Origin of the sequence: Nocardioides sp., from assembly GCF_050699375.1 — a bacterium.
GTDB lineage: Bacteria > Actinomycetota > Actinomycetes > Propionibacteriales > Nocardioidaceae > Nocardioides.
In genome coordinates this window covers 15,978-28,762 of record NZ_JBOHDN010000060.1, presented here as the reverse complement: position 1 = coordinate 28,762, position 12,785 = coordinate 15,978, and the positions used below count along the sequence as shown (strand labels likewise).

General features: G+C 69.0%; 12 protein-coding genes. 2 read left to right on the top strand and 10 right to left on the bottom strand.

Annotation, left to right across the window (positions count from 1 at the left end):
* Positions 1 to 17: 17 nt before the first annotated feature.
* On the bottom strand, positions 18 to 1,313 hold the full coding sequence (locus ACRDPS_RS03475; protein ID WP_431500227.1) for a hypothetical protein: 1,296 nt from the start codon (positions 1,311 to 1,313) through the stop codon (positions 18 to 20).
* Between the two features lie 265 nt (positions 1,314 to 1,578).
* On the opposite strand from ACRDPS_RS03475, the gene ACRDPS_RS03470 reads away from it, so the two are divergent.
* On the top strand, positions 1,579 to 2,307 hold the full coding sequence (locus tag ACRDPS_RS03470; RefSeq protein ID WP_431500226.1) for a TetR/AcrR family transcriptional regulator: 729 nt from the start codon (positions 1,579 to 1,581) through the stop codon (positions 2,305 to 2,307).
* A gap of 1 nt (position 2,308) precedes the next feature.
* On the opposite strand, the gene ACRDPS_RS03465 is transcribed toward ACRDPS_RS03470, so the two are convergent.
* Genes ACRDPS_RS03465 through ACRDPS_RS03440 form a run of 6 tightly spaced genes read right to left on the bottom strand, consistent with a single transcriptional unit; the run spans position 2,309 to position 9,350 of the window.
* Positions 2,309 to 2,746: a RidA family protein gene (locus ACRDPS_RS03465; protein ID WP_431500225.1), complete on the bottom strand. Its 438-nt coding sequence runs from the start codon at positions 2,744 to 2,746 to the stop codon at positions 2,309 to 2,311.
* Positions 2,743 to 3,534 (bottom strand): hypothetical protein, encoded by a 792-nt coding sequence (locus ACRDPS_RS03460; protein WP_431500224.1) that lies wholly within the window; start codon positions 3,532 to 3,534, stop codon positions 2,743 to 2,745. Before ACRDPS_RS03460 ends, ACRDPS_RS03465 begins: the two co-directional genes overlap by 4 nt.
* Complete coding sequence (locus tag ACRDPS_RS03455; protein ID WP_431500223.1) at positions 3,531 to 4,538, bottom strand: membrane dipeptidase; 1,008 nt, start codon at positions 4,536 to 4,538, stop codon at positions 3,531 to 3,533. The genes ACRDPS_RS03460 and ACRDPS_RS03455 overlap by 4 nt, the downstream gene beginning before the upstream one ends.
* Positions 4,535 to 6,265 (bottom strand): hypothetical protein, encoded by a 1,731-nt coding sequence (locus tag ACRDPS_RS03450; RefSeq protein ID WP_431500222.1) that lies wholly within the window; start codon positions 6,263 to 6,265, stop codon positions 4,535 to 4,537. The genes ACRDPS_RS03455 and ACRDPS_RS03450 overlap by 4 nt, the downstream gene beginning before the upstream one ends.
* A complete protein-coding gene (locus tag ACRDPS_RS03445; RefSeq protein ID WP_431500221.1) occupies positions 6,262 to 7,728 on the bottom strand; it encodes an aldehyde dehydrogenase family protein in 1,467 nt (488 codons plus the stop codon). The genes ACRDPS_RS03450 and ACRDPS_RS03445 overlap by 4 nt, the downstream gene beginning before the upstream one ends.
* Complete coding sequence (locus ACRDPS_RS03440; RefSeq protein WP_431500220.1) at positions 7,725 to 9,350, bottom strand: BCCT family transporter; 1,626 nt, start codon at positions 9,348 to 9,350, stop codon at positions 7,725 to 7,727. Before ACRDPS_RS03440 ends, ACRDPS_RS03445 begins: the two co-directional genes overlap by 4 nt.
* 148 nt (positions 9,351 to 9,498) lie before the next feature.
* On the opposite strand from ACRDPS_RS03440, the gene ACRDPS_RS03435 reads away from it, so the two are divergent.
* Positions 9,499 to 10,389, top strand: coding sequence for a LysR substrate-binding domain-containing protein (locus tag ACRDPS_RS03435; protein ID WP_431500219.1), 891 nt, complete (start codon positions 9,499 to 9,501; stop codon positions 10,387 to 10,389).
* A gap of 489 nt (positions 10,390 to 10,878) precedes the next feature.
* Here ACRDPS_RS03435 and ACRDPS_RS03430 read toward each other — a convergent pair whose 3' ends face one another.
* The 3 genes from ACRDPS_RS03430 to ACRDPS_RS03420 form a co-directional block, all read right to left on the bottom strand.
* Positions 10,879 to 11,574 carry a zf-HC2 domain-containing protein gene (locus ACRDPS_RS03430; protein ID WP_431500218.1) on the bottom strand — a complete coding sequence of 232 codons (696 nt, stop codon included), beginning with the start codon at positions 11,572 to 11,574 and terminating at the stop codon, positions 10,879 to 10,881.
* The gene (locus tag ACRDPS_RS03425) at positions 11,567 to 12,109 is read right to left on the bottom strand and encodes an RNA polymerase sigma factor (RefSeq protein ID WP_431500217.1); all 543 of its coding nucleotides are present in this window, start codon (positions 12,107 to 12,109) and stop codon (positions 11,567 to 11,569) included. The genes ACRDPS_RS03430 and ACRDPS_RS03425 overlap by 8 nt, the downstream gene beginning before the upstream one ends.
* An 82-nt stretch (positions 12,110 to 12,191) precedes the next feature.
* Complete coding sequence (locus ACRDPS_RS03420; RefSeq protein ID WP_431500216.1) at positions 12,192 to 12,692, bottom strand: COG4315 family predicted lipoprotein; 501 nt, start codon at positions 12,690 to 12,692, stop codon at positions 12,192 to 12,194.
* Between the last annotated feature and the right edge of the window lie 93 nt (positions 12,693 to 12,785).

Here is a 12,785-nt window from a genome sequence, read left to right as displayed (position 1 = left end):
AACTCGCGAGAATCTGTTCAAGTGACCCAACTCAGGGCGTATGAGTGGTCCATGTCCAAGGAGCGTTGGGCGAACGGTAGCGCGAGGTCTCCGCGGCCGAGGGCGGTGAAACATTGGCCGAACTTCGCTGCCAGGTACGACTGGTCGAAATAGCCCAGCCACTGTGGTGTGGCGGTGTTCTCGGCTTTGTCGAACGCGCGCTCGGCACGGTCGAGAGCGACGGCGCTCGCCGCCTGATCACCTAGAACGGCATGTCCCTGCGCCTCCAAGACCGCCGCCTCCGCAGCGAGGGCCCCGATACCCGAGTCGGTGGCAGCACGTTCGGCAGCACGGGCAAGGTCGACCGCTTCCATCCCGTCGTGGAGGTAGGCGGCCTGATGGCTCATGGCGGCGAGGATCTCCGCGCCGAGCGCACGGTCGTCTGCAGCGGCCGCCATCCGAAGCGCCTGGGTGAGGTAGCGCTGTGCCGTCGCGTGCCGGCCGACGTCGTAGGAGGTCCACGCCGCCAACTGGGTCACTTGGGCTGCGACCGAGAGGAGGCGACTGCCCACCGCGCGGTCGTAGCGTCCTTGGAGCAAGGCAGCGACGTCGGTGCTGAGGAAACGTACGACGGCGTTACGGACCTGGCCGCCACCGAACCTGTTGTCCACCTCGCGGAAGGCTCGCAGCATCTGGTGCACAAGCTCGACATCCGGTGTGCCGACGACTCGGGTGCCTGTGCCGACGGGATCTGCGGCCGGCGGGGCGGTGAGCCATCTGAACGCCGGGATCGTGTACGCCGAGGCGCTGAAGCCTGCTCCCAGGAGGAAGTCACGGCGGTTCACGTCTTGCTGCCACATCGTCATCGCCTCTCCCAAGCTCAAGGACCAGTCGGGGTGGAAGTCGAGACCGTTCGTGGCCTGTCCGACCAAGGCGGGCGACGTAGCCGAAGCCGCGGGTCGAGTGAAGAGAGCCTGCTCGGCCCGGGACAGGTGGGTGAGGTCCAGGTCGTCGACCAAGTCGGCAGGAGCACAGCCGTGACCGAAGGCGACCGCGAGACCGGCAAGCGCCTCGGGTGTGGGTTTGGTGCCGCCGTAGGGCCAGTTCTCCCATTCGGAGATTCGGCTCTCGGTGACCGCGAGGCCAGGGTTGGCGACGCGGAACTCCTGGGCCAGACGCCATTGCGGCCAGTCCAGCGCGTAGCGCCACGCGAGGCGCGGCCGCAACCCAAACCGGTCCGCCATCCCAGCAGCCACAGCAGGTACCGACAGTCCGGCGGCGAGCAACTCATCACGCACCTGCTCCCGTGATGCCTTCGCGCTTCGCGCAGCCATGTCCACCTCCCGAGCGCTGGCCATCGCCGCTTCGTTCCGCGCTTCTGACTGGAGGCTACCCGGGATCAGCTCCATAGGGCGGCCTCTGAAGTCGCGGTGGGTGGATCTTCCACCGCTTGGAAGTTTTCTGCCGAAGGTTCCGGATAGAGCAGGGTCTTTGGGCCCGGTCCGCGTCAAGACTCTACTCATCCGGACGGATGGACGGACCTCGAAGCCACTGTCCGTCCGGATTCCAGCCACATGGGGAAGCGACAGAGAGACTCGGATGTCATCGCTCAGCAGGGTCCGACCAGGCCGACCACGACTTACTCCGGACAACGGCGTAGGCACACCACGCGAACAGGTCCTGGAGGCCGCCGCACGCTTGTTCACGAGCAAGGGTTTCGCCGCGACCTCGACCCGTGAGATCGCCGAGACCGTCGGCATCCGGCAGGCATCGCTCTACTACCACTTCGCAGGCAAGGACGAGATCCTCGCAGCGCTGCTCGCCACGACGGTGAGGCCGACCCAGATGGTGGTCGAGGAGATCGTGGGCCTGGTCCCACCTGAACGCGTCGAGACCGCACTGTGCCTGCTCGCACTGATCGACATCGACACCCTCGCGCAGGTGCCCCACAACGTGGGCGTTCTGTACCAGCTGCCCGACGTCGCTTCCGCGACCAACCTCGACTACACCAGCTTCCGCCAGGCCCATGGCGAGCTCGCCGAGGCGTACGCCGATCTGGGGTCGCGGGTTGCTGCCCGACACGGAGTGACCACCTCTCCCCCGGCGCTTGGCTCGATGTTGATCCAGCAGGTGGAGGGCGTGATCACGCTGCGCACTGACGGCGGCGTCGTCGACGGCCACCGCGCCATCGAGATCGCCGCGGGCTGCCTCCGCCTGTGCGGCTGCGATCCGGCCGAGGTCAGCGACGCCGTACGTCGAACAGCAGGCATCCGGTCCTGCAACACGCTGCATGCTCGACGATCAGGCACATGGCCGGGATCGGCGTAACTCATTCCTTCTGACGGGCAGGCTCTGTCGGATCTTCTGGACCGCCCGGCTCTCGGACGACCGCGGCAACCGCGTCGATCTCGATCCTCTTCTCGCCGCGGAACCGCGCGACCTGCACGGTGGTTCGGGGTGGAAGCGGGTTGCCGTCCAGGCGGGCGCGGTAGGCCGCGTCGTATGAGTCGAACTCGTCGAGATCGGCGAGGAACACGGTCATCTTGAGGACCGTTGCCAGCGAGGCTCCAGCGTCTCGGAGGACGGCCTCGAGGTTGTCGATCGTGACGCCGACCTGCTCCTCGATGGAACCCGGGACGGATCCGTCCGCACGTCGTGGCACCTGGCCGCACGCCCAGACGACACCGCCGTGGGTCGCCGAGGCCAGGTACGAACGCGGGACGCCGTCTGCGTGGTCACGATGCACGACGGCCGGATCGGTGCTCATGCGTCCTCCTCAGGGACCAGGAAGCGTTGTGCGTGCTCGGCGACGGTCCGCCATGTCATCTCGTCGACCCGGACGCCGTGGAGGGCTGCCTCCCGGCGGCGCTCGGCCCGCGAGTCGCCCGTGCACCAGGTCAGTCGGGAACCCACCGCTTCCACATCGGCCCCGGTGGTGACGACCAGATCGTGCGGGTCGTCCGTGCATTCGACGTCGCTGAGGACCCTGCGGTCGGCAGCGGGCAGAGCACCGTGCGCCAGATCGCCGGCCGGCGTCGCGAGGCGCACGACGTACGCTCCGTCCGAGCCTGCGCGCATTGCGACGATGCTGGTGCCTGCGGTGACCACGGCGGTGAGCAGCAACCTGTCGAGCAGGGAGCTGACCGGGACGTCGCCCGCGGTGACGGCCACCGCCGCGGGGCCCTCCTCGCCGCAGACCAGGTCGACGATCGGCGCGCCGGCGCGCAGCTCGCCCGAACGGCCACCACAGTCCACCTCGAGGACCGTTGGTTCGACTGGTCGTCGAGTGCAGGTGAGGCCACTGCCGGACCACGGGCCGCGGGCCAGGTCGGAGACCAGGCCGGCAAGACCGTCTCCCGCGTGCAGCTCGGCGTGGAGAACCTGGTCGGCAGCAGTCGCAGCCTCGCCCGCGCTCGCCCCCGCCGCGATCAGCGAGCGGTAGGCGTACTCGCGAATCTCGCGGATGGTGACTCGGACGGTCGGTCCGTCGTGCTTCGGCACCGCGTCCCCCTCTGCGCCGATCGTTGTCGGCTCGATCATCGTCATCGCGTTCATGCTGCCCTCCCGCCGAGGAATACGTCGTCGAAGAGACGCAGCCAGTTCTCGCCCAGCACTCCGCGTACGGTGCGCTCGTCCAGACCAGCGGCGACCAGTCCATCAGTCACTCGCGGGAAGTCCTCCGGCCCTCGAAACCAGTGTGGCCACTCGGGCCAGCTCGCGGGCACCTCACCGCGCGGGCGCCAGTGACCGCTGCGCAACCACTCGACGTAGCCGTCGTCCCAGTTGCGCGTGCAGTCGCTGCCGAGCGCAACGTGCTCGGGGCCGATCTCGTCGACCAGCCGGCGCACCATCGCGCAGAACTCGTCGAGCCCCGTGCCTGCGCCGCCCAGGACGAGCGGATACAGGCAGCACCCGACGACGCCACCGCCCTCGGCGACCGCGCGCAACACCTCGGCCGGCTTGTTACGCGGGTTGTCGACGAACCAGGTCGGGTTGGAGTGTGTGATCGCGACCGGCGCGACCGACGCTTCGACAGCATCGCGGGAGGTGCGGTTGCCGACGTGCGAGAGGTCGATCAGCATCCCGACCCGGTTCATCTCTGCGACGATGTTGCGTCCGAAGCGGGTGAGCCCACTGTCCTCCGGTTCGTAGCAGGAGCCGCCCACGGCGTTCTGGATGTTGTAGGTCAGCTGCGCGATCCGCACGCCCAAGCGGGAGAACACCTCCACGAGACGGTAGTCGTCGCCGAACGGGCTGGTGTTCTGGAACCCGAGCACGACGGCGACGCGTCCTTCCTCCTTCGCCTTTCGGATGTCGTCGGCGGTCTCCGCGAGGAGCATCAGGTCGTTGTGGCGCTGAGCCATCTGATACCACTCCGCGACGGCGCGCAGGGTCTGGTCAGTGCCCTCCCACACGGCCGCGGTCGCGTTGACGCCGCTCACGCCGCCGGTACGGAGCTCCTCGAAGACCTCGCGGCTCCAGTTGTTGATCTGCAGGCCGTCGACGACCACCGCGTCGGTGTGCAGACGGGCCGGTTCGGGGATGTCGTGGGCGGTCATGCGTGGGTCCTCTCGTCGACGGCTGCCGGCCGCGGGACGAAGCACCAGTCGTCGTCGGCCGTTCCGTGGTCAAGGTCAGCGATCCGCGGCGCGCCGGAGAAGAGCGTGACGCGGAGCCAGTCGGTTGACTGTGGGTTGAAGTTGTCCATGCCGTAGACGGCGAGCTGGAACCGCTGAACATGCAGCGGCAGAAAGTCGCCGGCAAGAAGATTCATGTGTAGCTCGGCGTAATCGAGCTCGTTGATCGACTGCACCCGGGCAACCGCCGCGCGATGGCGGGGATGACCGAGGAGGAACTCGCCGACGCTCGTCTGGGCGTCGACTCGTTCCAGATCCTCCCGCAGCGAGTGCACGGCCCGGGCCACATCGACGGCGTGCTGCACCGTCTCCCCCGGGTCCACGCCAGCGACGGCCCGGCGCGGTTCCTCGTTGTTCGCCGAGGAGTACCAGAAACGCTCGGTCTGCCCGGGATCCGCGAAGTCGATTCCGGCCAACCAGTCGTAGGCGGTGTCGATGACCTGCCGGAGCTGACCGGAGGACATCCTGGGCCTGACGACGCGCACCTCACGGCATCGGAGGCCGGCTTCGACCAGATCGTCGAGGTCGCCGGTCAGCTCGGTCAGCACGGAGGCGACCAGCCCGCGAACCTCCGAGCCGGAGGCGGCTGCCCGGTCGTGGAGGTGTCGCCAAGGCTGCGCCTCGGGAGCACCGCTCATCGTCCCGCGCTCGGCGAACTCGTCGAGCAGGTCGGTGAGCGGCAGGAGCCGCGCGGCCAGCTCAGTCCCCGAGGCGTACGGCGTTGGCTCGGTGTCGCGCTGCTCCCCCAGGAAGCGAATGGCGCGCCGGAGCAGCTCACGCAGGTGGGCGACGTCCGGGTCGGAGGGGTCGACCACGCGAGAGATGGCCGCGGCCAGCGGAAGCTCCCGCAGACGCACCCAGGCGTCGAGAACCTCGGGGTGGTTGACCACGTAGGGCACCATGCCCAGGCCGGTGGCGTTGCCCAGACCGAGGTAGCGGCGCCAGTCCCCGTCGAGCCGGACGGCTTTCTTGCTCCGGGCCGCCGCGCAGCTCTCGGCCAGCACGTAGCCGAGCTCGCGCAACAGCCAGGCAGCCAGCATGTGGGCCCGATAGGGCGTGGCGAAGGGGTGACCTTCATCGAAGCGCTCGAAGTCGGCGATGCCGAACTTGCCGTTGCTGTAGAACGCGGTGCTCCTCAGCAGATACGGCGAGAGCCCGAAGGCATCCGGCTCCGGCTGCCGCCCATCAGCCAGCCGGTCCACGACGTAGTCGAAGAACCGCCCGCTGCGGTTGGCACGGGTCCAGATCAGCGTCCGCTCGTCGGCACGGCCCTCCTCCTGCCGGGTGACCTCCGGCCGCAGCGAGGCGACGTACGCGTCGTCGACCTCGCCCTCGACCAGCGCCGCGGTGACGTCCCATGACGCGGCGACGACCCGGTCCTCACGCGCCGAATCGTCGATGGTCTTGGAGAACGCGACGAAGCTCCACCGGTGCTCACCGGCGAGTACGTCGAAGACCACCACCCCTCGGCCGTCCTCGTCCAGGTCTGCGCGACCCAGCGACACGCTCCAGCCCTCGGCGGCCGCGTGACGCACGAGCGCCCGCGCGAAGCTGTGCCGCGTCGACCGGGCCCCGCCGAGGTCCGCAGGTGTCAGGACCTCGTGGGGCGGTCGCAGCCCGGTGGTCGCGGTTCCGACGCCCGCGGTCATGAGTTGTCCTCCGGAGCCAACCGCAGGTAGGCGGTCTTGCTCACCGTGAAGAACTCCGCGGCCGAGTCACTCGCCTGCTCCCGAGGTGCTGGGAAGGAGGAGTCGCGCAGGCCCCCGAACGGCGCGTGCAGCTCCGAGCCGGTGGACGGGGCGTTGACCTTCACCAGGCCCGCGACCAGCTCGTCCACGCAGCGCCGGGCGACCCGCTCATCGCGGGTGAACACCGAGGCCGTGAGGCCGAAGTCGGTCCCGTTGGCAAGCTCGATCGCCGCGTCGAGGTCGGCGGCACGCAACAGCGTGGTGACCGGCCCGAAGACCTCCTCGCGGCAGATCGTCAGCTCGGGCGTACCTGCCAGCAGCGTGGGCGAGACCCAGTGGCCGGGCGTGTCGGGCACGGGCGCGGTGGCGAGCACCTCGGCCCCCTCGTCGGTCGCCTGTTGCACCGCAGCTGTGATCTGGTCGCGGGCCTTCGCCGAGACGACCGGCCCCAGTGCGGTGCCCGCGTCGGCACCACGTCCGACCACGAGCGCCTCGACCCGTCCGACCAGCTCGCCGACCAGCTCGTCATAGCAGTCACCGACCGCGATGATGCGGCGGGTTGCCGTGCACTTCTGGCCCGTGCTCCCCATCGCGGCAGCCACGATCGCGTCGGCTGCCGACGGCAGGTGGGCGTCCGGGAGGACGACGGCGGCGTTGTGGCCGCCCAGCTCCATCTGGAGCTTCGCGCCGCGCGGGATCACCGCATCACGGATTGAGTGGCCCACCGGGACGGAGCCGGTGAACGTGACGGCGGCGGTGCCGGGGTGCCCGACCAGGGCGGCGCCGAGGTGGCCGGGTCCGAGAAGCAGGTTGAGCACGCCGTCGGGCACCCCGGCCTCGACCAGGATCTCGGCCAGCGCGACCGCCATCGCCGGGGTGTCGCTCGCGGGCTTCCAGACGACCGGGTTGCCCCACAGCAGCGCGGGCGCGATCTTCCACACCGGGATCTGCAGCGGAAAGTTCCACGGCGTGACGACGGCGACCGTGCCGACGGGGCGACGCACGGTCCGCACGACCTCGTCGGGGTGTCCGGACGGGTACGTCGCGCCGTCCGGCCGCCGTGCGGCAGCAGCGTGGTAGTGCAGCGTCTCGATCGAGGCACCGACCTCGCCGCGCGAGTCCGCCAAGGACTTGCCCTGCTCACGAGTCATCAGCACCGCAAGGTCCTCCGCGCGGTCCTCCATGAGCTGCGCGGCCCGTCGAAGAACCTGGCCGCGGCCCAGAAGCCCGCGCCGGTCCCAGTCCTGGGCCGCGGCACCAGCGGCGGCCATGGCCTGCTCGAGCTGCTCCTCGGTGGCGGTGCTGTACTCCGCCACCGAGACGCCGGCCGGGTCGGCGGGATCCTCGCTGCGCTGGGGTACCCCGGCGCCGTCCGCCCAGGTGCCGCCGATCAGCTGGCGGAGATGGATGGTCGTGGTGTTCATGCGTTGGCTCCTTCGTCGGCCTCGTGCGAGGCGGAGGTCGAGGTCGTTGGGTTGGTGGTCGAGGAGTGCGGCGTACGCCACCCGGTGAGGCCTTGCTCCACCGCCAGGCGGCGCACCATCACGGGCGCGGCGACCAGGGACGGCAACAGGATGAACCCGACGGGGACGGCGGTGACGACGATGAATGACTGCAGGGCGGTGATCCCGCCGTCGCCGATGCTGATCAGGACCGCGGCGGCGGCACCCATCAGCACCGCCCAGACGGCACGCAGGCGTGGGTCCGCGTGGTCCCTGGTGGTGCAGGACTGCGCGACGGCGTACGACATGGAGTCCGCGGTGGTCGCGACGAACATGATGGTGAGGAGCAGGAATCCGACGCCGACCAGAAGGGACAGTGGGAGGCCTTCGGTGATGGCCATCACCGCGGCGGGCAGCCCGGCGTCACCCAGTGGGCCGGAGATCTCGCCGGGATCCCGCTGCTCGAGCATGATGCCGGTCCCGCCGAGGACCGAGAACCACAGGCAGGTGGCGACCGGCGGCAGCACCGAGGTGCTGATGATCAGGTCCCGGACTGTGCGACCGCGGGAGATGCGAGCGATGAAGATCGCCATCAACGGCGCGTAGCCCAGGAACCAGCCGAAGAAGAAGACTGTCCATCCCGACCTCCAGGCCGAGTCACCCGAATAGAGGCTCATGTCCACGAAGTCGGTGATGTAGACGCCGAAGCCGCCAACGAACGCCTTGACGACGTACCAAGCCGAACCGAGAACGAGCACCGCGACCATAAGTGCCAGTGCCAACCACACGTTCACCCGGCTGAGGAGCTGGATGCCGCGGTTGACGCCCGAGACGACGGAGACGGCGGCAACTGCGGTTAGCACCGCGATGACGGCGAGCTGGACACCGTACACATCGGGGATGCCGAACAGGGAGGAGAGCCCGTAGGAGACCTGGAGACCCAAGAAGCCGATCGGCCCGACCGTCCCCGCGACCACTGCGACGATGCAGACCACGTCGGCGACGGTGCCGATCGGGCTGGTCGCCACACGGCTCCCGAGGAGCGGGTACAGCAGGGTCCTCGGACGCAGGGGCATTCCCCGCTCGGCGGCGTACATCATCACGATCGCGGCGAGGGAGCCGAGGATCGCCCAGGCCAGGAAGCCCCAGTGGACAAAGCTCTGCGCAAGCGCGACGTCGACGGCTCGAGCGCTCCCCGGCTCCACGCCCTCGAAGTGCGGCGGCGCGTTGAGGAAGTGATACATCGGCTCGGCGGCAGCCCAGAAGACGCCACCGCCGGCGAGCAGGGTGCACATGATCATGGCCACCCACTTGAAGCGGCTGAATTCCGGCTTCACGTCGCCGAGCCGGGCGCGCGCCCACGGCGTTGCCGCAAGCAGCAGCGCCACCGCGAAGGTGGCGACCATCAGCACCTGCCAGTAGAAGCCGAACCACTCCGCGCTCTTGGTGAAGCCCGTGGTCACCCAGGACCCGACGGTGTCGGGGGCGGCGATCGCAGCGGCGACGAAGACCAGGAGCGAACCGGCGCTGGTCGCCGTGACGACACGGTCCACGCCTCCGCCCCGGACTGTTGGGGCAGCAGCCCCACGACTATCTGTACTCATGTCTTCCTCTCCTGGAAAGTGTCGCCCCCGGATCGGCTGGAACCGTGACGCCCTTCACACCAGGACCGTAGACAGCGGAGACCTAGTCAGTCCAAGACTTGATTCGCAACGATTGATTCAGATCTGTCATCGGTGCTATACCTCGGTCATGGAGCTTCGACAGATGCAGTACGCCGTCGCCGTGGCTGAGGAGCTGCACTTCGGCCGGGCGGCCGAGAGGCTCCTGGTGGCACAGCCATCCCTGTCGCGCCAGATCCGGGATCTCGAGCGAGATCTCGGCGTCGAACTCTTCGAACGCACGAGCCGCCAGGTCCGGCTCACCGCCGCGGGCTCGGCGTTTCTCGTCGCCGCACGGCGCGCCCTCGCCGCGGTCGACTCCAGCCGTGAGGCGGCCCTCGACGCCGCCTCCGGCGTACGGGGCACCGTGACGCTGGGCTTCGTCGCCTCGGCCGCGATCCAGATCCTTCCGGAGCTCGTCCGCTGGCACAGCAGAGCCCGGCCCGGTGTTCGACTCACGCTCAGGGAGATGACCACCGAGGAACAGGTCAGCGCCATCCAGGAGGGATCCATCGACGTCGGCCTGAGCCGAGACCTGGAGGAACGAGAGGGCATCACGGTCAGCGCTGTGCTGCGCGAGCCTCTCCTGGCCGTCGTGCCGAGCGCGCACCCGCTTCACAGCCGGCGCACGATCGGCATCCGCGACCTCGCAGACTCCCAGGTCGTGACCCTGCCTCGCGAGCGGGTCCCGCGGGCATGGGACCGACTCGTGGTGCTGGCCCACGAGAGCGGGACGCGCCTCCATTTCGCCCAGGAGGCGAACCAGTTCGCGACCCTCCTGGCGTTGGTCGCGGCCGAGGTCGGCGTCGCCGTCGTGCCTGCCTCCGTTCGCGCCCTGCGCCAGGACGGCGTCCACTACCTCCGCCTGCGCGACGACGGGGCCTGGACCGACGTCTGCGCCGTCGCGAGGGACGACAACGTCAACCCGACCGCGCGAGATCTCCAAGCGCTGTTGCAGAAGCGATCCCACTCCAAGTCGTAGCCCGCACCACTGCGCGCCGCGGCGCTCGACCGCCGCGGTCAGTGACGGTGGGTGGTCGCGATTCGCCTGGTGGCGTCGGCGTACGTTCAGTGGCAAGATTCTAGCAATCTATGTCAATTCTGCCACTCCCCGAGAGCGGTGGCTCTTGCGACTCTTGAGCCATGCACTACGACGACTTCATCGCACAACAGGTCATGAAGACCAAGGATCCGTGGTCCTCGCCCGCCCCTGACGCCCGGCCGCCCACCCGACACCTGCTCCGCACCCTGTGGAGCGGCGTCCGCCAACTCGCCCTGGAGCATCGACACATCCTCCAGCGCGCGGGACGGGATCGACGCACTCCCCAACCACGGCGTCCGCAGCCAACCCCGACGCGCGGGTCTGGACATCGTCATGACGCCTTCTGGTGAGCTGCGGCCGAAGACTCTAGGCACCGAGGTCGACCGGACAGTCAGGCAGAAGTGTGCGTCTGGCCACCCACGATGCGAATCACCGTTCCGGGGTGGGTTCGCCTGTGCGGAGACTCGCGACGATGGTCGGGAGCCGGGTGCCGAACATCTCGACCCGGTCGACGGATCGGATCGGCAGCTCGACGGACGTACCCCAGGAACCCGTGCCGTCTCGGACGGTGCACGTCCCGAGCCACTGGACTCGCCCGTCGGTGTCGACCAGGCGTACGTGGTAGGTGCCGTTCGGGGCGTCTTCAACGGACATGAACAGCCACGATGGCCGGCCTTGGTAGGCGAAGACGCTTCCGACACTGCCATCGTCGATCTGAAGGTCCGCGGCCCGAAGGTAGCTCCCGTCGGCGGTGGAGAGCACACCGCGGTACTGGTCGGCGACGTCGCGGTCGTCCGCGCCACCCCACCAGGTGAGCCCGGCGGCGAGGGTCGCGACCAGCACCATCGCAGCCGCGACGAGCAGGCCGGTGCGGATCCTGTGCCGGGGGGCGCGCTGATCCAGCGCCGCCAGCACTCTGACGTCGAAACCGGTTGGCGGTTCGCGCTCCGGCACGAGCAGCAGCAGGGCATCGACGGTGGCTGAGACTTCCTCGAGCTCGCGTCGACAGCTCGCGCAGTCGGCAAGGTGTGCCAACCCACGAGCCCGCGACTCGCCGGAGGCCACCCCCATCGCCAGCTCCGGGATCAGCTCTCGCACCTCCCGGCAGCGTTCGGACTCAGGCATCGCGAACCCCCATTCGTTGCCGTAGCTTCTGAAGGCCTCGGCGGACCCTGGTCTTCACCGTGCCGGCCGGTACGTCGTCGCGCGTGGCGATCTCCCGTGCGGTCAGCCCGAAGTAGGTCATCAACACGATCGGAGCGGCCATCTCGGACGGGAGCTCCGCCAGCGCATGCCGCAGCGCGAGGTTGGTGTCCAGGTCATCGCTCGCGTCACCCTCGTCTCGTACCGTCAGAAGAGCAACCAGCAGATCCGGGTCCATCGGATCGTCGTGGCGGTAGCGGATGGCATCGATCGCTGCGTTCCGGGTGATGGCGAGCAGCCAGGTGGAGGCACCCCCGCGTCGCGGGTCGTACGTAGCGGCGTGTCGCCACGCCTTGACGAAGGTGTCCTGGGCGACGTCTTCGGCGAGGGCGGGCTGTTGGACGATGGTGAGGGCAAGGCCGTAGACGCGAGCCTGATGGCGGCGGACGAAGGCCGCCGCCGCGTCCTGGTCGCCACTGGCCATCGCAGCCAGCAGCGACTCGTCCGACACGGCCACCGCGCGGTCCTAGGATCCGGTCGGGCGACGGGGAGTCATACGAAAAGACCGTACCCCGCCGGCCGGGAGCGAGACTGCGCCGTCAGTAGCCATAGCCACCTCCGGTGTCGTCCGGCGTGGACGATTCCGAGGGGGTCGAGGACCCGTCGGTCCGCGCTGCCGCCCACACGAACTGGGTGCCCTGGAAGTCATCCGTGAAGCCGTCACCCTGGAGCTCCCCGGCGCCCTCCTCGGCGAAGGTGTACAGCGGCAGGCCGCCGTACGTCAGCTGGGACTCTCCGTCGGGACGGTCCACCATCCCGAACTCGTCACCCAGTGAGGAGTTCGCCGCGTCGACGTCGTCGTCGGACGCGACGATCGGCTTCCAGAAGTCCGCGCAGGCGTCGACGCAGCGGATCTTCCCGTCCTTCTCGACCTCGGCGGTGTAGAGCGTGTGTCCCTCGGCATCGGTGAGCACGCCGGTTCCGTCGACGTCGGCCGACGAGACGAGCGCCGATCCGCCCCCGCCTGCGTCCGATCCATCCGCGCCATCGTCACTGCCGCAACCCGCGGCGACGAGTGCTGTGGCAGCAGCCGCGATCACGACCCTTGCCAGGTACGAAGTCGAAGGTCTCATACCAGGTATACGTGCCGACCTGCCCCACGGGATTCATCGAACCTGAGTGGATCGTGGCCC

Excerpts from the sequence above, each read along its gene's own strand:
- ACRDPS_RS03475 (WP_431500227.1), bottom strand. The coding sequence starts at position 1,313 with ATGGCTGCGCGAAGCGCGAAGGCATCACGGGAGCAGGTGCGTGATGAG.
- ACRDPS_RS03470 (WP_431500226.1), top strand. The coding sequence starts at position 1,579 with ATGTCATCGCTCAGCAGGGTCCGACCAGGCCGACCACGACTTACTCCG.
- ACRDPS_RS03465 (WP_431500225.1), bottom strand. The coding sequence starts at position 2,746 with ATGAGCACCGATCCGGCCGTCGTGCATCGTGACCACGCAGACGGCGTC.
- ACRDPS_RS03460 (WP_431500224.1), bottom strand. The coding sequence starts at position 3,534 with ATGAACGCGATGACGATGATCGAGCCGACAACGATCGGCGCAGAGGGG.
- ACRDPS_RS03455 (WP_431500223.1), bottom strand. The coding sequence starts at position 4,538 with ATGACCGCCCACGACATCCCCGAACCGGCCCGTCTGCACACCGACGCG.
- ACRDPS_RS03450 (WP_431500222.1), bottom strand. The coding sequence starts at position 6,265 with ATGACCGCGGGCGTCGGAACCGCGACCACCGGGCTGCGACCGCCCCAC.
- ACRDPS_RS03445 (WP_431500221.1), bottom strand. The coding sequence starts at position 7,728 with ATGAACACCACGACCATCCATCTCCGCCAGCTGATCGGCGGCACCTGG.
- ACRDPS_RS03440 (WP_431500220.1), bottom strand. The coding sequence starts at position 9,350 with ATGAGTACAGATAGTCGTGGGGCTGCTGCCCCAACAGTCCGGGGCGGA.
- ACRDPS_RS03435 (WP_431500219.1), top strand. The coding sequence starts at position 9,499 with ATGGAGCTTCGACAGATGCAGTACGCCGTCGCCGTGGCTGAGGAGCTG.
- ACRDPS_RS03430 (WP_431500218.1), bottom strand. The coding sequence starts at position 11,574 with ATGCCTGAGTCCGAACGCTGCCGGGAGGTGCGAGAGCTGATCCCGGAG.